Source organism: Candidatus Methanoperedens sp. (assembly GCA_027460525.1).
Classification (GTDB): Archaea; Halobacteriota; Methanosarcinia; order Methanosarcinales; family Methanoperedenaceae; genus Methanoperedens.
This window is the reverse complement of sequence record JAPZAS010000027.1, coordinates 24,803-51,369: the sequence shown is the minus strand read 5'-3', so window position 1 is coordinate 51,369 and position 26,567 is coordinate 24,803. Positions and strand designations below refer to the sequence as shown.

Annotated in this window: 32 protein-coding genes and 2 tRNA genes; 24 read left to right on the top strand and 10 right to left on the bottom strand. The window is 44.2% G+C overall.

The genetic code is table 11. The features are described 5' to 3' along the window. From O8C68_09945 to O8C68_09930, 4 genes are all read left to right on the top strand, one after another. The coding region (locus tag O8C68_09945; protein ID MCZ7396117.1) for an S-layer protein domain-containing protein at positions 1 to 766 on the top strand (766 nt) is incomplete at its 5' end. 85 nt (positions 767 to 851) lie between these two features. Continuing rightward, entirely contained in the window at positions 852 to 2,036 is a 1,185-nt protein-coding gene (locus O8C68_09940; GenBank protein MCZ7396116.1) for a hypothetical protein, read from the top strand. A gap of 2 nt (positions 2,037 to 2,038) precedes the next feature. After that, entirely contained in the window at positions 2,039 to 4,120 is a 2,082-nt protein-coding gene (locus O8C68_09935) for a DUF2298 domain-containing protein (protein MCZ7396115.1), read from the top strand. A gap of 10 nt (positions 4,121 to 4,130) precedes the next feature. Next, positions 4,131 to 4,931: a methyltransferase domain-containing protein gene (locus O8C68_09930; GenBank protein ID MCZ7396114.1), complete on the top strand. Its 801-nt coding sequence runs from the start codon at positions 4,131 to 4,133 to the stop codon at positions 4,929 to 4,931. 5 nt (positions 4,932 to 4,936) lie between these two features. Here the strand turns inward: O8C68_09930 and engB are convergent, their stop codons facing one another. Genes engB through O8C68_09915 form a run of 3 tightly spaced genes read right to left on the bottom strand, consistent with a single transcriptional unit; the run spans position 4,937 to position 8,198 of the window. Then, positions 4,937 to 5,512, bottom strand: coding sequence for a GTP-binding protein EngB (engB, locus tag O8C68_09925; protein ID MCZ7396113.1), 576 nt, complete (start codon positions 5,510 to 5,512; stop codon positions 4,937 to 4,939). Next, a complete protein-coding gene (locus O8C68_09920; GenBank protein ID MCZ7396112.1) occupies positions 5,509 to 6,444 on the bottom strand; it encodes a DHHA1 domain-containing protein in 936 nt (311 codons plus the stop codon). The genes engB and O8C68_09920 overlap by 4 nt, the downstream gene beginning before the upstream one ends. Further along, entirely contained in the window at positions 6,441 to 8,198 is a 1,758-nt protein-coding gene (locus tag O8C68_09915) for a hypothetical protein (protein MCZ7396111.1), read from the bottom strand. Before O8C68_09915 ends, O8C68_09920 begins: the two co-directional genes overlap by 4 nt. A 201-nt stretch (positions 8,199 to 8,399) precedes the next feature. On the opposite strand from O8C68_09915, the gene O8C68_09910 reads away from it, so the two are divergent. After that, positions 8,400 to 8,582, top strand: coding sequence for a hypothetical protein (locus tag O8C68_09910; protein MCZ7396110.1), 183 nt, complete (start codon positions 8,400 to 8,402; stop codon positions 8,580 to 8,582). 121 nt (positions 8,583 to 8,703) lie between these two features. Here the strand turns inward: O8C68_09910 and O8C68_09905 are convergent, their stop codons facing one another. The 4 genes from O8C68_09905 to purN all read right to left on the bottom strand — a co-directional run bounded on the left by O8C68_09905 (position 8,704) and on the right by purN (position 11,830). Then, positions 8,704 to 8,988 (bottom strand): non-histone chromosomal MC1 family protein, encoded by a 285-nt coding sequence (locus O8C68_09905; GenBank protein MCZ7396109.1) that lies wholly within the window; start codon positions 8,986 to 8,988, stop codon positions 8,704 to 8,706. A 98-nt stretch (positions 8,989 to 9,086) separates the two neighbouring features. Next, positions 9,087 to 9,962 carry a bifunctional methylenetetrahydrofolate dehydrogenase/methenyltetrahydrofolate cyclohydrolase gene (locus O8C68_09900; protein ID MCZ7396108.1) on the bottom strand — a complete coding sequence of 292 codons (876 nt, stop codon included), beginning with the start codon at positions 9,960 to 9,962 and terminating at the stop codon, positions 9,087 to 9,089. Continuing rightward, positions 9,962 to 11,206 carry a serine hydroxymethyltransferase gene (locus tag O8C68_09895; GenBank protein MCZ7396107.1) on the bottom strand — a complete coding sequence of 415 codons (1,245 nt, stop codon included), beginning with the start codon at positions 11,204 to 11,206 and terminating at the stop codon, positions 9,962 to 9,964. Before O8C68_09895 ends, O8C68_09900 begins: the two co-directional genes overlap by 1 nt. A gap of 15 nt (positions 11,207 to 11,221) precedes the next feature. Beyond that, the gene (purN, locus tag O8C68_09890) at positions 11,222 to 11,830 is read right to left on the bottom strand and encodes a phosphoribosylglycinamide formyltransferase (protein MCZ7396106.1); all 609 of its coding nucleotides are present in this window, start codon (positions 11,828 to 11,830) and stop codon (positions 11,222 to 11,224) included. A gap of 326 nt (positions 11,831 to 12,156) precedes the next feature. Here purN and O8C68_09885 point away from each other — a divergent pair, with 326 nt between their 5' ends. Continuing rightward, positions 12,157 to 12,468, top strand: coding sequence for a hypothetical protein (locus O8C68_09885; protein ID MCZ7396105.1), 312 nt, complete (start codon positions 12,157 to 12,159; stop codon positions 12,466 to 12,468). Here the strand turns inward: O8C68_09885 and O8C68_09880 are convergent. Together O8C68_09880 and mqnB are read right to left on the bottom strand one after the other, a co-directional pair. Continuing rightward, complete coding sequence (locus O8C68_09880) at positions 12,465 to 13,292, bottom strand: 1,4-dihydroxy-6-naphthoate synthase (protein ID MCZ7396104.1); 828 nt, start codon at positions 13,290 to 13,292, stop codon at positions 12,465 to 12,467. The genes O8C68_09885 and O8C68_09880 overlap by 4 nt on opposite strands. Then, positions 13,289 to 13,993: a futalosine hydrolase gene (gene mqnB / locus O8C68_09875; GenBank protein ID MCZ7396103.1), complete on the bottom strand. Its 705-nt coding sequence runs from the start codon at positions 13,991 to 13,993 to the stop codon at positions 13,289 to 13,291. Before mqnB ends, O8C68_09880 begins: the two co-directional genes overlap by 4 nt. A 64-nt stretch (positions 13,994 to 14,057) precedes the next feature. Between mqnB and O8C68_09870 the strand changes: the two genes are divergently transcribed. The 17 genes from O8C68_09870 (at position 14,058) to O8C68_09790 (ending at position 26,078) form a co-directional block, all read left to right on the top strand. Beyond that, positions 14,058 to 14,396: a hypothetical protein gene (locus O8C68_09870; GenBank protein ID MCZ7396102.1), complete on the top strand. Its 339-nt coding sequence runs from the start codon at positions 14,058 to 14,060 to the stop codon at positions 14,394 to 14,396. Position 14,397: 1 nt separating this feature from the next. Further along, positions 14,398 to 15,243: a DUF2099 family protein gene (locus O8C68_09865; protein MCZ7396101.1), complete on the top strand. Its 846-nt coding sequence runs from the start codon at positions 14,398 to 14,400 to the stop codon at positions 15,241 to 15,243. A gap of 25 nt (positions 15,244 to 15,268) precedes the next feature. Continuing rightward, entirely contained in the window at positions 15,269 to 16,360 is a 1,092-nt protein-coding gene (locus O8C68_09860) for a DUF1646 family protein (GenBank protein MCZ7396100.1), read from the top strand. A 60-nt stretch (positions 16,361 to 16,420) separates the two neighbouring features. Further along, positions 16,421 to 17,299, top strand: coding sequence for a universal stress protein (locus O8C68_09855; protein MCZ7396099.1), 879 nt, complete (start codon positions 16,421 to 16,423; stop codon positions 17,297 to 17,299). Between the two features lie 105 nt (positions 17,300 to 17,404). Beyond that, complete coding sequence (gene mtrE, locus O8C68_09850; protein MCZ7396098.1) at positions 17,405 to 18,307, top strand: tetrahydromethanopterin S-methyltransferase subunit E; 903 nt, start codon at positions 17,405 to 17,407, stop codon at positions 18,305 to 18,307. Next, on the top strand, positions 18,307 to 19,065 hold the full coding sequence (gene mtrD / locus O8C68_09845) for a tetrahydromethanopterin S-methyltransferase subunit D (GenBank protein ID MCZ7396097.1): 759 nt from the start codon (positions 18,307 to 18,309) through the stop codon (positions 19,063 to 19,065). Before mtrE ends, mtrD begins: the two co-directional genes overlap by 1 nt. Continuing rightward, positions 19,062 to 19,832 carry a tetrahydromethanopterin S-methyltransferase subunit C gene (mtrC, locus tag O8C68_09840; GenBank protein ID MCZ7396096.1) on the top strand — a complete coding sequence of 257 codons (771 nt, stop codon included), beginning with the start codon at positions 19,062 to 19,064 and terminating at the stop codon, positions 19,830 to 19,832. The genes mtrD and mtrC overlap by 4 nt, the downstream gene beginning before the upstream one ends. A 2-nt stretch (positions 19,833 to 19,834) precedes the next feature. Then, positions 19,835 to 20,146: a tetrahydromethanopterin S-methyltransferase subunit B gene (mtrB, locus tag O8C68_09835; GenBank protein MCZ7396095.1), complete on the top strand. Its 312-nt coding sequence runs from the start codon at positions 19,835 to 19,837 to the stop codon at positions 20,144 to 20,146. Next, positions 20,146 to 20,868: a tetrahydromethanopterin S-methyltransferase subunit A gene (gene mtrA / locus O8C68_09830; protein MCZ7396094.1), complete on the top strand. Its 723-nt coding sequence runs from the start codon at positions 20,146 to 20,148 to the stop codon at positions 20,866 to 20,868. The genes mtrB and mtrA overlap by 1 nt, the downstream gene beginning before the upstream one ends. Before the next feature lie 13 nt (positions 20,869 to 20,881). Next, entirely contained in the window at positions 20,882 to 21,097 is a 216-nt protein-coding gene (locus O8C68_09825) for a tetrahydromethanopterin S-methyltransferase subunit F (protein ID MCZ7396093.1), read from the top strand. 4 nt (positions 21,098 to 21,101) lie between these two features. After that, positions 21,102 to 21,332, top strand: coding sequence for a tetrahydromethanopterin S-methyltransferase subunit G (mtrG, locus tag O8C68_09820; protein MCZ7396092.1), 231 nt, complete (start codon positions 21,102 to 21,104; stop codon positions 21,330 to 21,332). A 23-nt stretch (positions 21,333 to 21,355) separates the two neighbouring features. After that, positions 21,356 to 22,306: a tetrahydromethanopterin S-methyltransferase subunit H gene (gene mtrH / locus O8C68_09815; GenBank protein MCZ7396091.1), complete on the top strand. Its 951-nt coding sequence runs from the start codon at positions 21,356 to 21,358 to the stop codon at positions 22,304 to 22,306. Between the two features lie 69 nt (positions 22,307 to 22,375). After that, positions 22,376 to 23,287 carry a DUF475 domain-containing protein gene (locus tag O8C68_09810; GenBank protein ID MCZ7396090.1) on the top strand — a complete coding sequence of 304 codons (912 nt, stop codon included), beginning with the start codon at positions 22,376 to 22,378 and terminating at the stop codon, positions 23,285 to 23,287. 286 nt (positions 23,288 to 23,573) lie between these two features. Further along, positions 23,574 to 23,756 carry a hypothetical protein gene (locus tag O8C68_09805; protein ID MCZ7396089.1) on the top strand — a complete coding sequence of 61 codons (183 nt, stop codon included), beginning with the start codon at positions 23,574 to 23,576 and terminating at the stop codon, positions 23,754 to 23,756. After that, a complete protein-coding gene (locus O8C68_09800) occupies positions 23,756 to 24,331 on the top strand; it encodes a GNAT family N-acetyltransferase (protein MCZ7396088.1) in 576 nt (191 codons plus the stop codon). The genes O8C68_09805 and O8C68_09800 overlap by 1 nt, the downstream gene beginning before the upstream one ends. 74 nt (positions 24,332 to 24,405) lie before the next feature. Further along, positions 24,406 to 25,653 (top strand): nickel pincer cofactor biosynthesis protein LarC, encoded by a 1,248-nt coding sequence (gene larC, locus O8C68_09795; protein MCZ7396087.1) that lies wholly within the window; start codon positions 24,406 to 24,408, stop codon positions 25,651 to 25,653. A 140-nt stretch (positions 25,654 to 25,793) separates the two neighbouring features. Beyond that, positions 25,794 to 26,078, top strand: a complete 285-nt coding sequence (locus O8C68_09790) for a GYD domain-containing protein (protein MCZ7396086.1) — start codon at positions 25,794 to 25,796, stop codon at positions 26,076 to 26,078. A gap of 121 nt (positions 26,079 to 26,199) precedes the next feature. Here O8C68_09790 and O8C68_09785 read toward each other — a convergent pair. Beyond that, positions 26,200 to 26,274 (bottom strand) — tRNA-Arg (locus O8C68_09785). An 89-nt stretch (positions 26,275 to 26,363) separates the two neighbouring features. Between O8C68_09785 and O8C68_09780 the strand changes: the two genes are divergently transcribed. Beyond that, positions 26,364 to 26,547, top strand: a tRNA-Tyr gene (locus tag O8C68_09780). Positions 26,548 to 26,567: the final 20 nt, after the last annotated feature.

Here is a 26,567-nt window from a genome sequence, read left to right as displayed (position 1 = left end):
CATAATCGAGCAGCAAAACTCCTCGTCTGACAAGAAGACCATGACAGTGGGCGATACATGGGATATCGGCGGAGGCTGGACATTGACAGCCAACTCCATAGATGCCAAAGCATCCCCGAGACAGGTCTGGCTCACCTTGAGCAAGGACGGCGTCAAGAAAGACGATAATGTAGTCCAGCAGGGTCAGATGTATACCTACGTCGAGAAGAATATCGGCGGAGAATCTGACGTACCGCTGTTCGTAACATTCATCGACAGCGTATTTGCAGGTGCGACCAGCGACATGGTGCAGCTAAGATACACATGGGCAGTCGATACCTCAATCACAGAGCTTAAGGGCGGAGACGTCTACGGCGTATTCAAGGTACAGGCTACCGAGCCGATTATCTTGCAGAACACCGATAACACAGTGACCCTGAGCAGGGATACCGCCGTTAACCTGATGGGCGAAATGAATTTCAGAACAGCAGACAGCGATACAGTGAGATTCTACCCAGTGGTTCAATACCAGATTGGAGGAATTGCACCCACACCGACACCAACAGGAATGGGACCAGTAACACCAACAGTAAGCGCAACGGGTACGCCAACAGGCAATATGACCGGTACACCGACAGTCACACCAATGGTGACGACACCAGCAATGACAACAGCAGGAACACCAGGTCCAGTAACGACGACTCAAAAGACCTCTGGCTTTGAGGCAGGTTTAGCAATTGCAGGCTTGCTTGCAGTAGCGTTCCTCGTGCTGAGACAGAGAAAATAAATAAATGAATAATTGAAGGGAGCAATCCCTTCACCTTTTCTTTTTTAGAAGTGTTTAATTACAGGGCATGCAATATTTGCATGATATGCTCCTTAGAAAGGATATCTTGGATTGTGATTTGACAAGGTTTCCTGCAGTTGTTTATCTGGCTTTAATCTTTTTGGTTTCCCGTGCCCCTTTTATAGCTCTTGGGTTCAGTGCATTTACAAATCCCACAGACCAGGATGTGCTCGCTGTCGTAAATTCAGCATATCTGCTTCGGTACGAGCACGTTTATACCGTTTCCCGCTTTCCAGGTTATCCATTTTTTGAGATGTTTAATTCGTTACTCATCGGAGGGGGCTGGGTATTTACAAATATAGCAACGGCAGTGGTTTCTTTCATATCGCTGATACTATTCGGGAAGATTCTTAACGTATTTGAAATAAAAAATAAAGCATTGTTATTGCTTACATTTGCTTTTATTCCAATAATCTGGATTAACAGCACCATAACCATGGATTATATGTGGGCACTGATGTTTATTTTACTGGCTGTTTTTTTTGTATTTACAGATAAATACCAATTAGCAGGAATCTCGATGGGATTTGCTATCGGGACCAGGTTCACGTCGGCATTTATGATTTTTCCTGTTGTGCTCTGTCTCTTAGAAAAAGTAAATCGCAGGAAAATTTTGATTTTTATTTCTACCGCAGTCGGTACCGCAGTGCTCCTGTTCTTGCCAGTGATCTATAGGTATAAACTTGAGTTTTTCAGAGGTTCCGGCTTTCTTTATACCACGCCGATTGGGAAGTCTATTAGCATGGCAGCTGGTTCTTTGCTATTGTCACTCAATAACATGGTAATGGAATTATTCGGCATAGCAGCACTGGCAGCGCTAATTTTTTTTGCGATATTAACTTTTAAAAATAAACCCTTTTATAGCTCCGAACGTGGGCATTTACTGAATTTCTGCTGGTTGACTATACTCATTTTTATTTTACTTTATTTTATATTCCCATACAAGGTCGCATATTTGATTCCTGCCGTCCCATGGGGTTTAATTGCTTTAAACGAAAAGCTGGAAAGGAAATTTATAATTATAATTTGTATTTTATTATTACTAAACAGCGCGGTTTCGGTTGAAATTCTAAGTGATGACGTTACACAGGTTATCAAACTCGATCCAGGAGTTGTTATAAAAAACTATGAAGATAGAAAGTCGCTTGGTGTTGAGCTGTCAAAAGAATACATGGAGTCTTTATCGAATTTGTTACGATATGAGAAATGAATATGTACTTTTTTGAAATTATTACATGGTTATTTGTAATAGAGATTATTGGATTCATAGCTTTACCAATCACAGCATATTTATGCTGCGCACTTCCAGACCGGGGATACGCCGTCTCAAAAATTATGGGACTTCTTTTCCTGACATATTTCTCATGGATTTTGACCTATTCCGGTCTTGGCTACAGTACTTCAGCAGTATTTGTTTCATTATTTCTGTTAGCTGCGGTTTCTTATGTTTTTTATAGAAAATTTGGTTTTACTGTAAGCAAATCTTTTGCAATTAAAAATGAATTGTTTTTTGTCACAGTATTTTTCATTTTTCTAATTATTCGTTCTTATAGTCCGGATAATTACTGGGAAATAGGGGAAAAATTCATGGATACGTCATTCATCAATTCAATCCTCAGGAGTTCTACTTTTCCCCCAATGGATCCATGGTTTTCGGGGATGCCTATTAATTATTATTATTTTGGGTATTTGCTGATATCCGACATGGTGAAATTAAGCGGTACTTTGCTTCCAACAGGATTCAATATCGCTTCTGCAATTTTTTTTGCGCTGTCTGCGAGCGCTGCATTTGGCCTTGGCTTCGGGTTGATAAAAAAAGTAAAGTTCGGATTGGTTGTATTTGCATTTGTGCTTTTTTTAGGAAATCTGGCTGGATTCGTGCAATTGCTCGTGATTCTTTTTTTCCCGGCTTACTACCACCAATTTTATGTTCCAAATGGCAGTCTTTTGACACGCCTATCATCATTTAGCCAGTGGCCTAGCTTAAATATAATTCCTGGCAGCATCAGTGAGGCGCCGTATTATGCTTATTTGATAGGCGACCTGCATCCCAACCTGATTTCTATCTCTTTTCAGTTGTTAATATTGGCTGTGCTTTTAAATATTCTCATCGATAGGAAAATTACGTGTATCCAAGCAATTATGCTGGGCTTGATGTCAGGTTTTTTCTATCCGCTTAACACATGGGATTATCCTGTTTATATTGTAATCATTTTAGCAGTTGTATTCCTTACAATAAAGAAGGCAAAAGATTCCATATTAACCTCAGGAGTGATTGTAATTGTGAGTTATGTCTTGTATCTGCCTTACCATCTTAGTTTTCAAAAAGTCTCTGAAATTGCAGTGATATCTTCAGGAAGAACGGAGCTAATCCACTATTTTTTGATACTTGGGACATTTATTTTTATGATTTCGTATTATTTAATAAATAACATTCAGTTGGTTAAAAAAGATTGGTTAAAATGGCTTGCAGGGCTTTCAGTATTAATACCTTTTGCGTTTATCATTAAATTTCAACTCCTCGTAATATTAGTTCCGTTGGTGTTTTTAGCTTATTCGGGACTGATCAAAGAGAACGTTCCTGAAAAACAATTTATTTATCTGCTCATACTGGTAGGGGCATTATTGAGCCTTTTTGCTGAATTGTTTTACATACGGGATACCATGAGCAAGCTGGTATATTTCAGGTTTAATACGATTTTTAAATTATATCTCCAGATATGGATTCTGTGGGGTATAGCCGCAAGCTATGCATTCTATGAAATGTTGAAAAAGAAAGCAGTATACGTTGCATGTATTTTGATATTAATGGCTTCTGTTTTCCCGATTTTTGTTACCATCAGTCAGTCAGGGGGCTTCAGTGTTGCACCAACGTTAGATGGGGAGAGGTCTATTAAGAATGAACATCCCTATGAATATCAGGCGATTGAATGGCTCAGGAGTAAAAACGGAACCCCTGTTGTGCTTCAGGCATCGGGTTATTCGTCTGCATGGACTTCATATGTAAGCGCTTTTACAGGATTGCCCACAATTCTTGGATGGGAATGGCATGAGTATCAATGGAGAATGAATCTCACAGAAATCAACATACGCAGGAGTGATGTGGAAATAGCCTATATTTCGCCAGATTATGAAAAAATTAAAAGCATCATAGATAAGTATAATATCACTTATATATACATAGGACCGGTCGAGCGCGACCGCTATAAAATAACACCGGTTTTTGAAAAGGAAAAGGAAAAATTCAAACTGGTTTTTAAGAACCTCGAGGTGGAGATATATCAGGTTCAATAAGGAGCAAAACATGGATGAGATTGCCCGCTCTGTAAATTTATTGTATGAGAGATACCCCTATCCCTCTCTTCCAATTCGCAATGAACGCGATCTTGTAGGTAAACTCCATGCCAATGTCATGTCAAAAATCCTTGCCACCGCAGGACTGGAGCCTCAAAGCCTTTGCGGAAAAGAAGTGCTAGACGCAGGCTGCGGCACAGGAGAAAAATCGTGCTACTTCTCATATTACGGTGCCGAAGTGACCGCAATTGACCTTTGCAGCCCATCGCTTGGGAAAGGAAAGAAACTTGCAGAAAAATTCAAATTGCAGGTCAGGTTCAGGCAGTGCGATATTGCAGAATTCAAGACAGAAAAAAGGTTTGACCATATTTTCTGCCTCGGAGTGCTGCATCATACGAGCAACCCTTACCAGCGTTTCCGTGTGCTCGCCGACCTTTGTAAACCCGGAGGTACTGTGACTATCGGGCTTTATAATCGGTATGGCAGATTTGCGCACAGGGCAAGGAGGATGTGGATAACACTGAATGCAGGCGATGGCATTGAGCGGCGGATGTTGTTTGTTGAAAAATCGATATACAGGAGAAAACTTAAGAATACGCACGAGAAGGCTTATGCTGCAGACAAATACGTCAATCCACACGAGAGCTATCATTCGGTTAGCGAAGTAATGGACTGGTTCAATAAAAATGACATTGCATACATAGGCTCGCATCCGCATACAGGCGAAGGGAAACTTCAAGCTCTTTTTTCTCAGTTGAAATGGTTGCTCAGAAAAAAAGGATTTTTTATAATATCCGGAAGAAAAAATTGAAATACCTATCGCTTCCCTTCCAGTTTATCCTGGATGAGCTCTTTTAAACCTCTGATATTTCCTTTTTTTGCGCTCACTGGCACTATCTTATCAAGCCACTGCCTCCAGGGAGGCATCATGCCAAGCCGCTGTGCTATTCCATCAAGTGTTTTATCCGGCTCTTCAACTTTATCTATCTTGTTTGCAGCCACAATCACATCGATGTTTAACTCATGCAGAAACTCATAGAGTTCAATCTCCAATGGTATTTCATTTCTACCAGCCCATCTGTCCACTATTTCAGCGAAAGAGCTTGCATTTACCACCAATACAGCCATAACGATATTCGAAGCGTTATCCTCTATGTAATGGACGATATTGTCCTTGATAGCTTCCTGGCCTTCTTTACGTACGCCATTCATGAACCCGAACCCCGGCATGTCAGTAATCTGGAAACTCTGGTAAGGAATGCGAAGTGGTTTTCGAGTTACACCTGGGCGTTTGCCCACCTTAAGCTTCTTACCTGTGAGCTCCCTGATAAGAGTGGACTTGCCTACGTTGGAGCGCCCCACGAATATTATCTCTTTACTTGGGTTTTTCATTCTAATGCATCATCCAGGTCATGTAAAAATGCTTCCAGCTGATTCCTCGGGATGCGCGCACCTCCGGCGAAAGGATGTCCTCCTCCCGTACCGCCGTGGTTTAACGCCACGCGGCGCAGTATTGTATTTAAATCCACATCACCGTTCCTGAGGCGAAGGCTCAAATCATACGCATGTTTGTGCGCCCTGTACTCACAGGATACGCCGACGAGTGCATTTCCATAAGAGGCTGCATATATTGCGGTTTTAGACATATACCCGTTGATGTCTATAACATAGGCAAGGTTTCTTAATTTCACCACTTTTTGCCTCACAAGAATCCTTATCTCCTCCTCCTTTCGCGAGGCAATTACAGCAGCCTCAAGAAGACCATCTATTTGTGGCGGGGGTGTATCCTCTGAAAGTGCATCCACTATACTTCTTTTGTAATCATAATCCCTGCCTGCGTATGTTATCCCCTGAATCAAAACTCCGGCGTAAAAATACAGTGTCCTCGTATCCCAGTCTCGTTCCCATTTCTTTACAGTTGCGTTTTCGCTGAAATCGCCTATGGCGCCGTATATCGCCACACGCCTCGTATCTTTACTAAGTTTTCTCTCAAAAATACGATATGCCTGTTCCGAGGTTGAACATGTATTGTGGTAAAACCAGGCATGATTATAGCTTTCAGGCAGAGGATGATGATCCGTATAAACTAATCTTGAGACCTCTGCAAGCTCATTTAATTTTCGTTTAAGCTCCGTGCTGGTCTTTTCGTCAATAGCGATGTCGCATATCACAATGTTGTCGTAGCTCCCGGTGAGGTTATTCAATTCGCCAAGAAGGCTCACGGGACTTGTGAAAAACACCTCTGCATCTGGAAGTGCGCTTTTAACAATGGCTCCAGAACATATACCGTCGCAGTCCCCATGCGTGAAAATGATTGAACTCATTTATGCCTGTAAAGCGCTGCGATAATCAAAACAATGAGTGCAAACACGAAATCAAAACCAGGTGTTATCGGGGTAGGAGTGGGTTCTGGAGTACCTTTGGGTTGTGGATTTGCTGTTGGTTCATGAAATAGCTCCTTGAGCGCACGGATTATTTTCTGTGTAAATGATTCCTCAGTTTTCTCTGGTGTTGTGGTTGTCTCCTGTGGCGTGGTTTGGGATGGACCCACGGTCTTGATTGCAGTCGGAGTCCCGGTAGGAGTGGATGTAATTTTGCTGGGATTAATCACGGTGATTACTGGTCTCTCTGAGCTTAATACCGAGCGTGTGGTTCCCCTGTACCCGATATCGGTATATATTGCCACAGCAGATGGTAATTTAATTTCCCCTTCCTTATCCATCCTGATAGTATAGTTAAATATCACCGGAGTATTCACATCCAACGATGTTGAGCCAAGAGATGTCATGCCATTTAAAAATGATATGGTGCCGTTCACAAAGCTTACTCCATCTGGTAATGAATCGTTCACTGCAGCGTTTGTGGCTACTATATTCCCTACGTTATTGATACTCACATTTACGGTTACATCTTCGCTTATATTTACGACAGTCTTGTCCACAGTTTTGTTCAATACAATTTTTGGGCCGTTGACAACTACCGTAGTTGTTGTGGAGTAGATGGTGTATGATATATTATTGAACCTGAACGTTGCATTCGCAGCCGGGATGGTAAAACCGCTAAGGCTTGTTCCAAGAGCTTGGATGGAATATGTCGTACCCAACCATTCCTCCCCAGGCTTGAGGTTGGGGATGACCCATCGCAGCGGGGTGTTGGATTTTAGTTCAAAATTTTCATTCATGCTGTCTGTGACGGTGATATTTTTTAGTTCATATATTCCATCGTTGCCCACAGAAATGCTTACATTTACAGGATCATTGAGATAGATACGGTCTTTCACAGCCTTGCTTATAGTAACCTGCATAGCTTTGGGCGAAACAGTTATGTAATAAGTGTTTGTTGCATTGTATTCGAGGTCTTTGACATCAAGACCCTTTGCATCCGCACTCAAGTTGTATGATTTTTGATTAAGGAGTTGCGGAACTTCAAGGATGACAGAAAAACTCTGACTTGCCCCGGCTTCCATCGTATAATAATGCTGGTGAAGCTGGCTGATGTCGCCTCCCCTGATGTGCAAATCGCCGATATTAAGATTGAGATCAACATTCTCAGCTCTTGCATCACCGCTGTTTGTTACCGTAGCTGTTGCAGTAATTGTCATGTCATCGTAAGAGGTGTATGAACTTTTATCCGTTGTAACAGTAACATCAAGTTTAGGCAGTCCCCTTTTCTGGATGGATACGGTTGCCCAGGGGCTGTAGTACTCATATACCCAAAGCTGCGCGTTACTTGCAGGGAAACCTGCGGCTGTTATTTTTACCTCATAATCCGGGTCGATATAAGGCTCGCTCCCCGGACTCAGAATCTGCGTATTGAGCAGTACCCCGTTTTTATAGATCTCAATTAAAACCGACGGGGGAACATCGGTTTCTGGGACTATATTTCCATGTATGTCCTTTATTCCAGGGACTGGCGAGGGGAATTGCACTGCCTTGACCATATACTCTCCGTGGACGAGCGTGCCGCCCTTATTAAGTGTGCCAGACACGCCAGAAGCCCATTCTATATCGCCGGGGGCGAAGCTCGCTGCAAGATTTGCAGAGAGCAGAATTATTATAACTGCCAAGTACCTTCTCATTCTCAAATTAATAATAACCTCATGACTAATATATTTTTCTTTCAAATATTGCATTGGGCGTTCAGCTAAGCAAAAGGTATATATGCTGTAAACAATATTGATGTATTTAATCGGTTGGCTTATTTTGGCAACTTTTAGGGTTTCCCTCTAAAGCTGTTTTTTAGGTTAATTGGTTATAAAAAATAAAGGAAAGAAATATAAATGGATAACGAAAGAAGAGGCGGCTTCCGCGGAGGAGGCAGAGGCTTCGGTGCACCAAGAGAAATGCATAAAGCAACATGTGCAGACTGTGGTCAGGAAACTGAAGTACCCTTTGTACCCTCAGGCAATAGGCCTGTATACTGCAGGGAATGCTACCAGAATCACAAACCAAAAAGATATTAAACATATTTTTACACAGAATATTTTAATTAAAAATTTTTATTAGAGCGTTAATTATTATTGCTCTTTACTTTTTACTTATTGGAATACTTGGTTAAAAAAATAAGAATTAACTGGTTCTAACTTAATCCAGTTTTTCAATTCCAACCTTTTTGACAAACGGCTTATTGATCTTATCGGGCATCCATGCTGGCTTGTTCTTGGGTGCGTTCACCATCTCCTTCCAGCCCCGGAATATATGCACCTTTTTTGTTCCCCTCTCGCGAAGCCTGATCTCGACCGGGTTATTTTTTGCTCCCCCGACGCGGTTAGCCGCCTTAAGGGCAGCCTGCCGCGCCTGGCGTCCTGTGAAAACACTGCTCTCAGTTCCATCCTTGCTTCTTAAAACAAAATTCTTGGTTTCTGCCATGTTCGTTATCTCCTTGCAGCCTTTCGCTGCATCACTAAATACACATTATCCACTCATAAAACTAATTCCCATGAATAAACATGCGCAAATACATGCCCTCACTTTGAGGCGGTCTGCATCTTCGCTGCCATAAGCGTATGCTCCATAAGAATCGCTATCGTCATGGGACCTACACCCCCGGGTACAGGCGAGATTAATTTCACCCTGGGAAGAACATCATCAAAATCCACATCCCCGTAAACCTTTTCATCCTGCCACGTTATGCCTACATCGAACACGATAGCATCCTGCTTCACCATGTCGGCTTTAATCAAGCCGCGCACGCCTGTAGCAACAATGAGAATATCAGCTTCTCTTGTGTGGCTTTTCAGGTCTTTGGTAAACACATGGCATACCTTGACTGTGGCGTTGCGGTTGAGCAGCATTATCGCAACAGGCTTTCCAACCACATTGCTGTGCCCGACCACCACCACCTCCTTGCCCTGCGGGTCTATATTGAACTCAGAAAGCGCCAGCACAATACCCTTGGGCGTGCACGGCACAAAACCCTCGCACCCGATAAGCATCTTTCCCATGTTGATGGGATTGAAGCCGTCAACGTCCTTTTCTGGCGCAATGCGCATCATCACCTCCCGTTCATCGATGTGCTTTGGCAGTGGAAGCTGCACAAGTATCCCGTGTATCTCAGGTCGCCTGTTCAGGATTTCAATCAGCTTTATTATCTCATCCTGTTTTGTGCTCTCAGGGAACTTGTGGTCTTCCGACAGAATGCCCACGCGCTTGCATGCCCAGTGCTTGAGCTTGACGTACAGTTTTGAGGGAGGATGTTCCCCCACGAGTATGGTGGCAAGAGCAGGTTTAATGCCGCGCTCCTGAATGAATTTTCCAACCTCTTTCTTGACTTTTTCCTCTATACCCTGTGCTATTTTCCTGCCATCTATAATCCTGGGGTCTGTGACCTCTTCAAGCTGCATCAATAAGCCTCATCGTACGGGATCGGGAATTGCCTGCAAAGCTCAAGAATTGTTTTCTTTACCTCATTTACTGTTTCTGTATCATTCATGTTCCGAAGCGTCTCATCGATGGCATGTGCAATAACCATCATTTGCTTCTCTTTCATTCCCCGTGTTGTAGCAGCGGGCGTACCTATGCGGATCCCGCTTGTGATGAATGGACTTTTTGTCTCAAAAGGTATGGTGTTCTTATTCAATATTATTCCAGCCTCGCCAAGCTTCGCCTCAGCATCCTTGCCTGTGATACCAAGAGGCGTGAGGTCAACGAGCATCAGGTGGTTATCCGTACCGCCTGATACCATTTCAAACCCCAGAGAAGCAAGTTCGGATGCAATCTTCTTAGCATTTGCCACTATTTGCTTCTGGTAATCAATAAAATCCCTGTTCATCGCTTCTTTGAATGCTACAGCTTTTGCCGCTATGACATGCATAAGAGGACCGCCCTGTATGCCCGGGAAAACGGTCTTGTCAATCTCCTTGGCATATTCTGATTTGCACATTATCATACCTCCACGGGGACCCCGGAGCGTTTTGTGCGTGGTTGAGGTAACAAAATCAGCATACGGCACAGGGTCAGAGTGTATGCCCGCAACCACCAGTCCTGCAATATGGGCTATATCAGCCATTAAAAAAGCTCCTGCCTCGTCTGCAATTTCCCGAAACCGCTTAAAATCAAGTTCTCGCGGATATGCACTTGCCCCAGAGATAATAAGTTTCGGCTTATGCCTTTTAGCGAGCTCAGAAAGGGCGTCGTAGTCTATGGTTTTAGTCTCCCTTGAAACGCCGTAAGGCACGATATTGAACAATTTTCCCGAAAAATTCACTGGGCTGCCGTGGGAAAGATGCCCGCCGTGAGATAAATCCATGCTCATAATTGTGTCCCCGCACTTGAGCATCGCCAGATATACAGCCATGTTCGCCTGCGAGCCTGAGTGGGGCTGAACGTTGACATGTTCTGCCTTGAAAAGCTTTTTGGCTCTCTCGATAGCAAGTTTCTCAGCCTCGTCAACAAACTCACATCCCCCGTAATACCTCTTTCCAGGATAACCCTCAGCATATTTATTTGTCATCACCGAGCCCTGAGCCGCAAGCACTGCACGGCTTGCGTAGTTCTCCGAAGCTATCAGGTTTAATTTATTTCTCTGTCTTTCTGTCTCGTGTCTGATTATTTCGTAAATTTCAGGGTCGGTGGTTCTTAATGGCATAATGATTCCTTTTTTTTATGATTGTATGATTTTCACTTTACGTCCTTCTATACGCAGCCTGTTTTCGACAAACAATTTCACGGCTTCGGGATAAATCTTGTGCTCCTGTTCGAGTATCCTGTCCGCAAGCGTCTCTGGCGTATCGTTCTCCTTCACTTCCACGCATCTTTGCAGGATTATGGGTCCATTGTCCAGCGTATCGTCCACAAAATGAACCGTGCAACCAGCAACTTTCACGCCATGGTCAAAAGCCTGCTTCTGCGCATGAAGACCGGGAAAGGTAGGGAGGAGCGCTGGATGGATGTTGAGCATGCGGTTTTTATAGGCTTTGAGCAGTGCCCTTCCAACAACTCTCATGTAGCCGGCGAGCAGCACCAGCTCAGCATCATGTTTTCTTAAAACCCTCAGAACCTCTTTTTCGTATAATTCCCTTGACGGGAATTTTTCCGGATCAATAAAAACAGCTTCTATTCCATGCCTTCTTGCGCGCTCCAGCGCATATGCGTCGCCGATGTCGCTGATTACCACCGTGATTTTCGCTTTCAAATAGCCATTTCCAATACTGTCTATGATTGCCTGAAGGTTTGAACCTCTTCCCGAAGCAAGCACTGCTATATTCGCCACGGGAGGCTCTTACGCCTTCGGGAATATAATAGGTTTTGGTTTATCTGTGTTTGTAAAATTCAGTTAATACGTCGCAAGTGCTTTTGATTTGAGCTTTTGCCATCCCCACGGGGCAATCCGGTTGGTGCTTATCGCCACATTGTAAGCAGGCTTTTTCAAGAGCAACTAAATAATTAATTTTGGATGGAATATGTTCGGTCAAACATTTCACCTCGCTATATGGTATAACTTAAAAACGAATAAAGCTTTTGTTATGCATGATTTTGGAATTACCGTAATAAACTCGCAAGATTTAATATACCCTTGGTTATTAAGTTGAATATAACATGCCTCCTGAATTGAAAAACGACGAGTACATATTATCTGCCATAAACACTAAGAACGAAGTCATAGACGTTGTGGTGTGCAAGTGCGGGCATTGCAATGAAATCGTTCCTAAAGTCGGCGTATGCCCTGAATGTAATACGGTATATGAACATAAGAAAACCGTGGAGAACCCGGAAACAGGTTTTATCCATTTCATCTATGAATGTTCAGGCTGCCCTCCGGCGAAAAGGAAAGCCCAGAAAATAATCAAGATAAGCGATGGCAGTAATAACAAAAAGTCAAGGGACGAGATGATAAAGAGCTTCTTTTAAGCAATGAAAACAGGTTTATCAGAATGCGGAATCAAATGTAACTCTTCTGCAGTTTTCAAGAGTTTTTCGATGGCGATAATACCATCACCAATCTCCAGTGTATAATCGTTCACATAAAGCCGGATGTGCTGCTCTATTACATCGTCATCCAGCTCCTGTGCATTGCTCTTGATATACTCTCGTGTTAGCGCAGGATTTTGAAACGCATATTCAACACTCTTTTTAACGAGAGCATCTATTTTTTTTATCGTGTCCGCGCCCAATTCCCTCTTTGCAAGAATCCCGCCAAGAGGTATCGGCAAGCCAGTTTCCTCCTCCCACCACTCTCCCAGGTCAAGGAGCTCCACAAGATTATATTTTGGATACGTAAATCTGCCTTCGTGGATGATCAATCCAGCATCCACAGTTCCCAGGCTGACCGCGTTCATGATGCGCTCAAAAGGCATCTCAACTATCTTTTTTATCCCTGGTGCAAAGAGCTGCAGAAGGAGATAGGCTGTGGTCATCTTTCCAGGAATTGCTATCCTTGAACTGGCAAGCTCGGAAATCCTCATGGGGTTTTTAGCGACTACAAGAGGCCCGCATCCCCGCCCAAGCGCGCTGCCGCTATGAAGAAGGCAGTAATTCTCTCTCAAAAAACCAAAGGCATAAAAGGAGGCTTTGGTGACATCCAGTTCCCTGTTCAAAGCCAGTTTATTCAATCCCTCCACATCCCTCAATATTTCAGAGAATTCCACATCCATTCTGAGCTTTTTATGGGCTAAAGCATAGAAGATAAATGTGTCGTTGGGGCATGGTGAATAGCCCAGGGAAAGTTTTGTCATAAATTTTTAACGAGTTGGCTCACTACCTTATTTGCATGCGAGGCAGCAAGCGGTATGTTCCATTTTTTAATATCCCTGTCTTCAACTATATTGCTTATGCCTCGAATCTCAACCATCGGTACTCCATACAGCGTACAGATATGAGCCACGGCAGCACCTTCCATGTTCTCGCATACGCCGTTGAAGCGCTTCTTCAGGATTTCCCCGCTCTCACTGGTTCCAGAGACCTGGGAAACTGTTACAAAATTGCCTGAGGTTACTTTAAAACCCAGGTCGGATGATACTTTTAGTGCGAGCCCGGAAAGCTTCGGGTCGACCGGAAAGGTATTGAAATATTCCTTTTGATTTTTCAAAAGCGGGCTTATGACCTCCATTGGTTTCCACCCCTCCTTTGTTAATACCCCCTCCTCGGCGTAGTTCTCGCTCCCGGCAACAGCAACATCGCCTGGTTTAGCGCCTTTGGCGCTATACACGCCTGCGATACCAAACAGTATCATTAAATCTATATCATAATTCTCCAGCATCAGGGTTGCGGAGTGGGCGGCATTGACTTTGCCTACACCGCAGTGGGTAAAGGTAATGGATTTCCCGTGCAATTCTCCATCAGAAATAATTTTTAATTCATCATGCGGCATCGGCTTGATTTCGCGCCTCAGTTCCCTAGACTCAACGGGTGTAGGCACGATAAGGGCTATATTCATATATGGTCTAATAAATGCCCGATGAAATAAAGCTTTTATAAGCATGCAGGCATAACCTGATACAATGGCACGAAAGCTCAGTTCCAGGGACTTAATGCTTCTAAGAAAGCTTGCGCCAGAGCTTGTTGACCCGACGTGCGCGCACGCAGGATGGGAATTCAGGTCTGTGTTACCACCTGTGAGTCAGCATGTCAGCGCGTCGCCACAAGACTTTAGAGAAAGGCTCATGAAACTGTCAGATGATGAATTGAACTATATTGCCAACCTTATTTTCGAAGGGATGGAGAGCCTTCACTGCGTTAGAAAAGAGCATGTTGATGCCCTCATCGACGTGGTGGGCATGAGGCTCTCAACAGTAAAAGCCACTGAACTGCTTGAACTTTATAAGTTCGTGGGTGATTGAAATGCCGCACGTGATGGAACTCTTCGGGAAAACCCGCGTGGTTGTGAAAGACGGGAAAGTGATTGAAGTCGGGGAGCCGGTTGCAGACTGGTGCCCAGTGTTCGACAAAGTTGCCAATGTCTCAAAGCTCACGGCAGAAGAGGCAAAAAAGAATATGGAATACAGGATCCGCGAGCTTGGCATGTTCACCCCGGAAAGAAGGTTTGACTACGGGGTTTTTGTTAATTTTGGGGCAAGCGAGATTATGATGACCGCTCTTAGGCACGGTATGATTGATTCCACGGTCACGGTATGCGACGGCGCAGGCACGGTTATTACACGCAATCCTGAACTGGTGCAGGGCATGGGGGCTTTGATGTCGGGGCTTATTGAAACAGAGCCGATACAGGAAGTAATCGACGGCATAGAATCACGGGGAGGCATTGTTCTTGATAAGGAAAGCGCAAGGATTGACCAGGTTGCAGGTGCCAGAGCGGCATGCGAACTCGGGTATAAGAATATAGCAGTCAGCGTAACCGTGGTTGGGGAAGCCGGGGAACTTCGCGAGATAGAAAAAGAATATAATGTCAATTTAATCCTGATAGGGGCGCACCTCACAGGAATAGGGTGCAAGGAGGCTGAGTTTCTTGGAAAAATGGATATAATCACAGGATGCGCTTCAAGGATTGTGCGAGATGTAGTAAAACCAATCCTTCAGGCAGGCACATCAGTTCCCATGTTTGCCATAACGCAGAAAGGAAAAGAGCTTCTTTTAGAGCGGGCAAAGGAAGTTGATTCGCCCATTCTCATAAGCACGGCGCATTTGCCTGTGCTGCCCGAGCATAAGCAGCCCAGACCGCTTGGATAAAAATAAAGGAGGGACTTATTTGAAATTGCCAGAGACGCCTGACATAATACTCGCAGCAGGTTTGTTTGTCATATTCCTGATGGTGTTGCTGGGACCATTTTTGGTCAAGAAAATTGAACACAATCTCGAAGCTTTTCTTTTTTCCATGGGTATCTTCGCCGTTACACTCGATACTGTATTATTACGCGTATCATCAAACGACCCGGGTGAAATCCTACCAAACTGGAATTTTAGACTGGTCGAAAAAGCAATCGTTGATCCAATTGAAATCACCCTGGCTGTTTTATTAGCAGGGCTGCTTTTTCATTATGGTCGCGACAAACTTAAGGTCTTTACGGATTCGATACTCAATAAAGTCCCGTTAAAGGTATTTGTCTTTCTGGTAGTTATTGTATTGGGATTATTATCGAGCATCATAACTGCCATAATAGCCGCCCTGCTCCTCGTAGAAATTATCACCGCCTTAAAATTAAACCGCAAAGCCAAGATAAACCTTGTAATAATTGCCTGTTTTGCTATCGGTCTGGGCGCAGCGCTGACGCCGGTGGGTGAGCCTTTAGCCACGATTGTAATAAAAACCAAATTACAGGAGGATTTCTGGTATCTGTTCTATCGAATCGGGAAATACATAATTCCCGGCGTAATTGCTCTTGGAATTATCAGCATGTTTTTTGCTGGAAAAAAGCAAAAAGCAGAGGTTCTAGCGCCTGAGGATGAAAAAGAAACATTAAAAGATGTCGGGATTCGGGCATTCAAAGTATATATTTTCGTTATGGCTCTCGTCTTTCTGGGAATCGGCTTTATACCGATTACCGAGTGGTACATTAAATTCCTGGTGCCCCAGATGTTGTACTGGGTAAACACCGTCTCTGCCATACTGGATAATGCCACACTTGCTTCAGCTGAGATTACCAAAAGCATGTCGACATTACAACTTAACAGCGCACTTATGGGATTGCTGATTGCAGGCGGGATGTTAATTCCTGGAAACATTCCGAATATCATCGCAGCGAACAAGCTGCGTATAACCAGCAAGGAATGGGCGAAGCTGGGCGTCCCGCTCGGAGGAGGGATAATGGTTGCGTACTTTATCATTCTGTTTGCACTGAAAATTTAACTTTATTCAGGAGCCAAAATCACTAAATTGAAGTATTTTAAAAAAATATAGGAGGATATTATGTTTGAAAAGGTGTTATTTGCGACAGATCTTTCAGAGTATGCGCAGAAAACCCTTGAATGCATTGGTGAGATTCCTGGGGTAAAAGAAGTGGTGGTTTTGCATGTTGTTGATGCAACGCATCCTTCAAAGCATGGCTGGCTTCACGGACAGCATATCGAGGATGCCAGGATTCATTTAGAGGAGCATAAAGAACATCTTGAAAGTATCGGGTTAAAAGTCAAAACAAAGGTAGAGGTGATAACAGAAGGTGGTGTTTCACATTCCATTCTAGAAACTGTAGCTGAGGAAAAAGTTTCTTTAGTCGTTATGAATGCCCATGGGAAAAGCCTCATCAAGGGTCTACTTCTTGGAAGTGTCGCACTTGATATACTGCGCCATGCAAAGACAGATGTCCTTCTCATGCGTTATAAATTAGTAGAGAGCCTTGAGGGAGAAAAACTTCAAAAGTTCTGCGATAAGATTTTCTCAAAAGTGGTTTATCCCACTGATTTTTCTGAGCCTGCTGAGAAGGCACTATCATTATTAAGAAAATTGGATAGTATAGAAGAGATAGAACTGGTGCATGTGGTCACCAGAGGTGAAACTGAGGAGGAAATAGAAGCTAATGTTCAGGAAGCAAAGAAGAAGCTTGATGACCTCGATGATGAACTTAGCAGTGCGGGCTTTAAGGTAAAGGCGCATGTCCGTGTGGGGAGCCCGGCAGAGGAGATTTGCTCGGTAGCCGAGGATGAAGACGCATCGTTGATAGCGATGAGCTCTCATGGCAAAGGTTGGTTCAAAGAATTATTGTTGGGAGATACGGCTTTTGATGTGGTTAAGAATACAAAGAGACCTGTTCTTATTGTGAGGGCAAAAATAAAAAAAATCACTTTATAAAAACAAGCACGACAATTCGAAAGATTTATAACGTATAATAAGGTAGTCCGTTAAAACTAGCCAGATAGTTTTAATGGTGATTTTCAGTTATAGGAGGAAAAATAAATGGTCTTAGACATAACCATGGGCATGGCTGTATTGGCACTTATGGGAGCGCTTGCTGCTATTGCGGGTTGCATGGAGGATTTGGAAACTGATGTAGGTTCCCAGAGCAATGCAAACTCCCAGGTACAATTAGCTCCTCAAATGGGTTTTTTGCATCGAATATATAATAAGGCAATTTCAGGCGAGCCTGTAAGCTACGGTTTTTCAGGAGTGACCAGCGGCGTTGTAACAGTGGTACTTTTAAATGCTAAGTTTTATCCACTGACAACGATAATAATAGGCGCTTTTGTCGCAGCAATCATTTACGGCATTTTTTCAACAACCGCACATGCAGGCAGGATAGCGAGCCAGAGCAGGTTCAAGCAGCCCCTCTACATGGACATGCTGAGGTATACGACGCCGTCTATTATCTCGCATAATTTTATTGCTAATTTCTGCATTGTGGCGATAGCATATCTCCAGTTTACGCTGCTTGGATTCCCGTTCCCGATTCCGTTCCTGGCACTAATTTGGGGAATAACGGTAGGATGCATTGGTTCAGCAGTCGGTGATGTGCATTATGGTGGAGAGCGACAGTACCAGAACCGTGAGTTCGGCGTCGGGCTGAATACAGCGCTTTCGGGGCGCATCGTGAGGAAAGGAGAGTCAGGGCTCAGGAACAGTATAGATAATGTCTGGTTCTGCGCAAAATTCGGAGGACCTGCAACCGGTATTGGTTTTGGTCTCACCGTGTTTCTCACGCTCTGGCCTGTAATAATTTTTGGATATGTATGGAAAACGATAATTGCAGGCTTTATCATCGTGGTTGTGATGGTCATCCTGAACAGGCTGCTGGAAGTCCAGATGAAAAATCAATACGGCCCTTATAAAGAAGAGAAAATTGAGAAGGAGGCAAGAGCATAATGGTTTCATTAATCGACCCGGTAACACTTACAAACATTCTCCTGATAGCCATCAGCGGTACTCTCATCTGTATTGCTGTCCACTTCATTCCTGTGGGCGGTGCACCGGCTGCAATGGCTCAGGCTACAGGAATCGGTACAGGGACGGTGGAACTGGCAGCAGGTTCAGGTCTTGTGGGCCTGTTAACAGCAAGTCACCTGTATACCAATGAACCCGGTGCATCGGTTGCTCTGGTACTGGCTGCCGGAGCAATGGGTTCCATGATAATGATGGCAAGTGTGGGGATTGCATGCGGTATTATGTACGCATATGGCATAGGAGTGCCGTTTGCTTCAGCCCAGGTTAAACGCGACCCCATCACAGGCTCGCGTCAGGATATCTATATATCCAAAGGAACCCAGGGGCATGGAGTTCCGACAGTATGCTTTGTGAGCGGATTAATAGGCGCTGCACTCGGCGGAATAGGGGGTTCACTGATCTACTATGTACTTTATGGAATATACCACGGCGCTCTGGCTGCAATAATACCCGATCCCGAGACGGCTAAACTGAGCGCTGCCGCGGTGGCAGGTGTATTCACCATGGGCGTATTCTACGTGAATTCTGTTATCCCATCCTATGGCGTGGCAGGCACCATTGAAGGATTCCACGACCCCAAGTTCAGGCGCGTTCTTCCAAAGGATGCAGTCTCAAGCTTCATTGTGAGTCTGATAAGTGGAGTCGTGGCAGTACTGATTGTAGGAGGGATGGTAGCATGAGCGAGATTAAAGAAATCTCACCAAACAAACTGATGGCACTGGGAATAATCGGAGGACTGGTTGGAATATACCTGTCCCCTTACTTCCCCACAGCAGGAGCACTCGGGGCAATGTGCGCAGTAATATGGGGTGCTGATGCAGTAAGGCGCGTTGCCAAGTATGGTCTTGGGACTGGCGTGCCATCCATAGGGCAGTTAGCCCTTGGAATGGGCATCATTGCTGCCATGTTCAGTCTTGCAGTCGTTAAGTCTCGGATACTTGCGGGTCCTGTACTTGCCTTGATAGTAGCAGTGATAATCGGTCTCATAATAGGCTGGATTGCCCAGAACATAATAAAGATGAGAATTCCGATAATGATTCGCGGCATGACTGAAATCGCAGGAGCAGGCGTTTTAATCATCCTCGGTTATAGCGCTTCAGTAGCCGGAGATTACGTGTTTGCCGACTTTATTCCCAGGGTTTTCAGTAATGGTGTAATACTTGCGGTAATCTGGGTAGGAACACTGGCAATGGCGCATCCGTTCAACGCCTGTCTCGGACCTGATGAAAAACAGAAAAGACTGCTCTACCTTGCGGTATCCACAGGTGCGATCACCACAACACTGATGGGCATAGCTGCACTTATGACCCTCGGAACATCGGCAGTTATTACCATCGTGCTCGGAATAATCCTGTGGTTCATCTTTTACAAGAAATTCTGGGATGAAGTCTATAAAGATGCTGCGGTGGTTGCCGGAACAGGTTTATTACCAAAGACGGAGGCATAAACATGAGTCATATACGGGTGGCACCTGAGCTGCATCTTATTTTAAATCCAGCAACAGGTGTAATCGCAGAAGAGAGGGAAGACGAGGTTGAATATTCGCTCGACGGCGTGAGAACACAGCTTGATGAACTTGATAAAGTCGTCACGGACATGATGAACCAGCTTGAGCCCAATGCGCCGCTTTTGAGCATGTTCCCAGGAAGGGAGCGAGCAGCATATAACGCCGGGATTCTCACCAATGCATTCTACGGTGCAATAATAGGATTCATTATATCTTTCCTGTTACTTGTTCTTTTGAAGGTAGGAGGGATATAATGGCGAATAAAGTCAAACCTGCAGCAGGATGGCCTGTTGTTAGAGGAGAATATGAAGCAGGAAACCCGGAGAATCCCGTAGCTGTAACAACATGCGGCTCGCATGTCAAAGGCGCGGCGCAGCTTGCTGCCGGAGCTTCGATTACAGGACCGCATAAAACAGAGAATCTCGGGATAGAAAAAATCGTCGCAAATGTAATTTCCAATCCCAACATACGCTTCCTGCTTGTCACAGGTACGGAGGTCAAAGGGCATATCTCCGGCGAAGCGATAGTAATGCTCCACAAGAACGGCGTCAAGGATAACCGCATTGTTAAAGCATCAGGCGCTATACCCTATATTGAAAACCTGCCCGACGATTCTGTAAAGAGATTCCAGGCACAGGTTGAGGTAGTGGAGATGCTCGGCACTGAGGACGAGGGAACCATCGTTGCCAAGGTAAAAGAGCTTGCAGCGAGAGACCCCGGAGCATTTGCAGGCGAGCCCATGATCATCCAGGTCGGGAAGAAGGAGGAAGCCGAAGAGGTTGGCGGCATTAAACCCATGTCTGCCGAGATAGCCACAGTCCAGGCAAGGATAAAGGGAATCCAGCACCAGTCAATCGAAATCGGTAACCTGAATAAACTGATGTCCGGCATCTATGCAGGAAAAATAGAAGGCATAATGATAGGTCTGGTCGTGGGATTCATAATCCTTGGGATAATACTGACAATATTAATATAAAGAGGTGTTTGAGATGGCAGAAGAATACGAATATGGAAAGGGCGTACCGACGGTTGTATCTCCTTCAATGGGGCAAATAGAACCGCTTATAGACGATATCCGCTATCGTGGGCAGCTTATTGCGAGAAACCAGAAACTTGAGTCAGGCGTAGGTGCCACTGGTTTTATTGGATTCATAATCGGCTTTGCTGTGGTATTGCTGATGGTACTGATTCCGGTATTGAGGTGATGCAATGACAGACAAAATCCCAACGGTAATAGTAGACCCTGAGGACTACAAGGAGATACTGACGAAACTGAACGAGATAGAGGAAAAAATCGAGTTCACCAATTCAGAGATACACCAGAGATACGGAAAAAAACTCGGAAGAGATATTGGAATTCTGTATGGAATAGTCACCGCACTAATGGTAGTTATAGCGTATATATTGCTTTTACGCGTGCTACCAAGAATATTCAGTTAGAGCATGTTAAATGAGGTGCTAAGATGTTTAGATATGATAAGAAACAAGAAGTGTTTGAATTCGGCAAGATAAAAGTCGGCGGTCAGCCGGGAGAATATCCTACGGTACTTGTCAGTACGATGTTCTACCTGAAACATAAGATCGTTTCAGATGAGGACAAGGGTGTTTTCGATAAAGCGGCAGCAGAGAAACTGTGGAATACACAGCAGGTGATGGGAGATACTACAGGTCTTCCGTATTTCAACCAGCTTGTGGGCGAGACACCTGAGGCTATTAAGAACTACATCAACTGGTTCGTGGATATATGCGACGATATCCCTTTCCTTGTGGATTCATCAGACGGTGCTACAAGAGCAGCGGCAGCGCGATATGCCAGAGAGATAGGTGTTGAAAAGCGCGCCATACACAACTCTATCAATGCCAGCATAGGCGCAGAAGAGATAAAAGCGCTTAAGGAAAGCAAGCTCACTTCTGCCATCGTGCTCGCATTCAACGCCACAAATCCCAGCGTTGAAGGCAAACTTGAAATCCTTGAGAAAGGAGGCACAGGACAGACAAAAGGCATGCTCGATGTGGCAAAAGAAGTTGGAATTACACGACCGCTGGTGGATGTTGCGGCAACGCCTCTGGGGGCAGGCGCAGGAGCTACTATCAGATCAGTTCTTGCTATTAAAGGAAGGCTCGGGCTTCCTGTGGGCGGAGGCTTCCATAACATGGCATCAGCCTGGGACTGGATGAAGAAGTACAAGAAAACAGACCCTGATGCAAAGACAGAGTCCTGGCCGCCTGTGGACATTGGCACGAACCTCGTGGCGCAGATCATGGGTGCAAATTTCCTTCTCTACGGACCGATTGAGAACGTAAAGAAGGTGTTTCCAGCCGTGGCAATGGTGGATATCATGCTGGCTGAGACAGCAAAAGACCTTGGCTTGAGCGTGCTGGCTGAGGTGCATCCAATAAAGAAATTGGTGTAGAGATACACCGATTTTCTTTCTTCTTTTTCCATATAGTTTATAGACTATATTGTAGATTTATACAAGTAAATGCTTGATATATTCTCGATTCTCCTGACAGTGGCGGGTCTTATTCTTTTTGAGACCATAAGCAGCATCGATAACGCGGTGATTAATGCTGAAGTGCTTTCCACGATGTCTCTCAGGGCAAGGCGCTGGTTTTTATCCTATGGGTTGCTTTTTGCGGTTTTTGTTATCAGGGGAATGCTGCCCTGGCTAATCGTCTGGGCAACAAATCCATCCCTTGGAGCAGTTGGCGCTCTGACAGCAACGTTCAGCGAAGACCCGAAGATAAAGGAGATAATTGAGGCCTCTTCACCTTTTCTGCTTGTTGGAGGAGGGATTTTTCTTATTTTCCTTTTTTTCCACTGGCTGTTTATCGAGGCTAAAAACTACGGCCTCAGAGGCGAGAGATTTTTCCACCAGCATGGGACATGGTTCTTCGCCATAGTTTCTATTATTCTTGCGGTCGTTGTGTGGTTTTCGCTAAAGCAGCAACCGTTTATGGCGTTCGGGGCTGTACTTGGTTCAACAGCCTTTTTCATAACCCATGGGTTTAAACAGAACGCAGAGGTGCATGAAAAAGAGCTCATGGGCGGTGAAACCATGAGCGACTGGAGTAAAATCCTCTACCTCGAGGTGATAGATGCGACGTTCTCTATCGACGGCGTGGTCGGAGCTTTTGCATTTACGCTTTCGGTTCCGCTGATTCTCGTCGGCAACGGGATGGGTGCCTATGTGGTCAGGCAGCTTACTGTAAGCAATATTGAGAATGTGAAGAGATACATTTACCTTAAAAACGGGGCAATGTATTCCATATTTTTCCTAGGGATGATAATGGTGCTTGATAGTTTCGGATATATATTTCCGCAGTGGGTGTCGCCTGTAATAACAATCGGCGTGATAGGGTATTTCTTCTATAAATCTCGTAAATGCTTGTGATTTATTTTTTCATGATGGTTCTCTGAAGGAATCCGAGCATTTATAATTTTTATCTTACGGTTTTATGAGATTACTTCCTAAATATAAGAGCTTTTTATAATTATCAGATTTATGATAATGTCTGAAATGTTCAATCGAAGGTCGCAGGTAGAAATAGAGCCGTTTACCATAAATTCAATACAGATAAAGGTAAAATGAATAAATAAATGGTTAGATAGGCATATATCTTTGTAGATGTCATAGTCATAGATGTCATGATAACATTTATCCTACCATAACGCCTATTATGGTATGCTGGCTTAAGCTGGCAGGAAAGGACATGGCAAAACCTGTAGAGTTAGGATTGGTTTTAGAAGGTGACGATGCTAAGCGGTTCTGGGAAGATAGAAAGAACCCAAAAGTCACCAAAGAACAGATAGAGATGTTCAAAGAAGCCAAGCGAATCCATAAAACCAATTTTAAACGTTAATGGGAATTGAACAAATCCCGCGTGATGAGCTTCAAATATTGGTTTTAAGCAAAAAACATGAACTTACTTCTTTTGAATCTACGAATGACGATTTAAACGATTTCTTTAAAAACGATTCTTTAAAAGACCAAGAAGACCTGATAAGTAGAACATATCTATGCTGCTGGAAAAAGAGCATCGTAGGATATTTTTCAATTGTTGCGGATACCATTGAGGTTCAAACAATAGATGAACATGATGGAATTGAGGGTTATCCTTATAGGAAATATCCAAGTATTAAAATCGCAAGGCTTGCGGTTGATAGAAAATTTGTAAGAAAAGGCATTGGGAGATTCTTGGTACTTGCATCAATAGGATTAGCTTTATCTGTGTCTGAAATAATTGGATGTCGGTATCTTACAGTTGATTCAAAGCATGAATCAATAAGTTTTTATGAAAAACTTGGTTTTAAAATTGTAGAAAGATATAGGCAAAGCGAATTTCCCAAGATGTACCTTGATATGTATCCGATAGTTGTAATGATGCAGCCAAAAGAATCTCTTAAAGAATTTGAGAATAAACAAGTGAGGCGATAATAGAAGCCCCCCATGCAGCTTCTATAAATCCAGACAGTGTTTATAAATCCTAATAAGAATATAAGATTGGAACGATGAAAGCCATCCTGTTCGACCCGTTCTCAGGCGCTTCTGGCGATATGATTATCGGCGCTCTCCTCGATATTGGAGCAGACGCTGGCAAAGTCAAAGAAGCCATGGAACTTGCTTCCCATGTCGAGGTTGAGTTTTCAAAAACCACAAAAAAAGGCATTTCAGGTTATTCAGCCAGCGTATCAACGAAAAAAGAAGGAAGCCTGACTTTTTCGAAAATCATCGAGCGCGTGGAAAACCTTGACCTTCCTTCTGATATAAAATCGGATGCGGTTTCAGTCTTCAACATCCTTGGAAAAGCAGAAGCAAAGATCCACAACGTAACACTTGAAAAACTGCATTTCCATGAACTCGGGCAGGAGGATGCGATTGCAGACATCGTTGGCGCATGTGCCGCCTTTCACGACCTGGGTTTAAAAAATTGCAGAATTTACTGCACTTCGATATCCGTGGGCAAGGGACTTGTTGAGTTCTCCCATGGCAAATTTCCTGTACCTGCACCTGCAGCGCTTGAGATTCTGGCGGAATATTCCCTGCCATGGCAGTTGGGACCTGTCGAGGGGGAATTGCTCACGCCCACCGGAGCTGCTCTCCTTGCCCATTTCGTCAACGAAAAAGGCGAATGCCCTCAGATGAAGACTGAGCGAATAGGCTATGGTGCAGGAAGCAGAGACCTGCCTCTTCCAAATGTACTGCGGATAATCGCAGGCGAGATCGATGAAGCACTTATCCAGGACAGGATCGAGATGCTTGAGACCAACGTGGATGACGTCACAGGTCAGGTACTTGGAAATCTGATAGAGGAATTGCTTAAGGCGGGCGCGCTGGATGTTGCCATATTACCGGCTACCATGAAAAAAGGGAGAAGCGGCAGTATTGTTCAGGTCATCGCAAAACCAGAGGATTCGGACAGGCTTGCGCGAAAAATAATCGAAGAAACAGGCTCTCTCGGTGTCAGGATAATCCCCATAAAACACAGACTGATTGCACACCGAGAGATGGGAAAAGTGAACATTACAATAAAAAACAGGGTTTTTTCAGTCGCCGTCAAGATTGCAAGAGATTTACGGGGCGTTCTACTGAACATCTCGGCTGAGTTTGAGGACTGCAAGGATATAGCCCATGAGTCCGGTATTCCAATAAGGGAAGTTATTCGACTTGCTGAGGAGGAGGCGCGGAGAACATTGAAGACAGAAAGATCGGTGTCAGGACGGGAGAAAAGGAAGAGCGCCTCCGTTAATTCGAATTAGTATAAATTGTTTGCTTATAAAAATTCAAAAAAATTATGGCAAAATAATCCCCTATACTAAGTCGGATAAAAATGTAATCAAAGCTTATTTTTAAATACAGGAAAACCCTAATTAGATAATGGGAATTGGAGGTAAAACCTATGGCAAGATATATAATAATCTCAAACCTGACAGATGAAGGTGCCAGGACACTCAAGAAGAACCCCGGCAGAGTGAAAGAAGTTAATGCCGAGCTCAAAGACATGGGGGTAAATGTGCTGGATCAGTACGCTGTCCTGGGAAATTTTGACTTTTTGACCATCGTAGAAGCGGATGATGAAGCCACGGTCAGCAAAGCAATTGTTGAAATTTTATCCCGCGGCAGCATCAAAACAGCGACATACAAAGCGTTACCCATCGACGAGTTCATCGAATCACTTAGATGAGCTGACATACAGGGAAAAGTTATGTAGAGGTCGTATTCCGTTCATCTCACATTGTCTTTCGGTGAGCAGGGAAGCATATCTGAACCTGTGGAGGGCGAGCTATGATTATATAATTCTTATACGGGCGCGGAGGGATTCGAACCCCCGGTGTACAGCTTAGGAGGCTGCCGCCTTATCCTGACTAGGCCACGCGCCCTCGGGAGTTAGCTTAATATAAGTGTGTCGTCTTTAATTTATCGTTACGAAAGAAAGAATTAAGTATATCTGTGCTTATTCAAAGCCCATCCCGCCTTAACTCAGTGGTCAGAGTGCGCGGCTGTAGTTTGGTTCATGTGCAAACCTTTAAGAAAGGTTTATCAAATGCGGGGTATGCTTCGCATACCCCAACGCGGTAAACCGAAGTTTCGGTTTATGCACACATTAACGCGCAGGCACCGCGAAGTCCCCGGTTCGAGTCTGGGAGGCGGGATATTTTTCCATCTTCTTCAA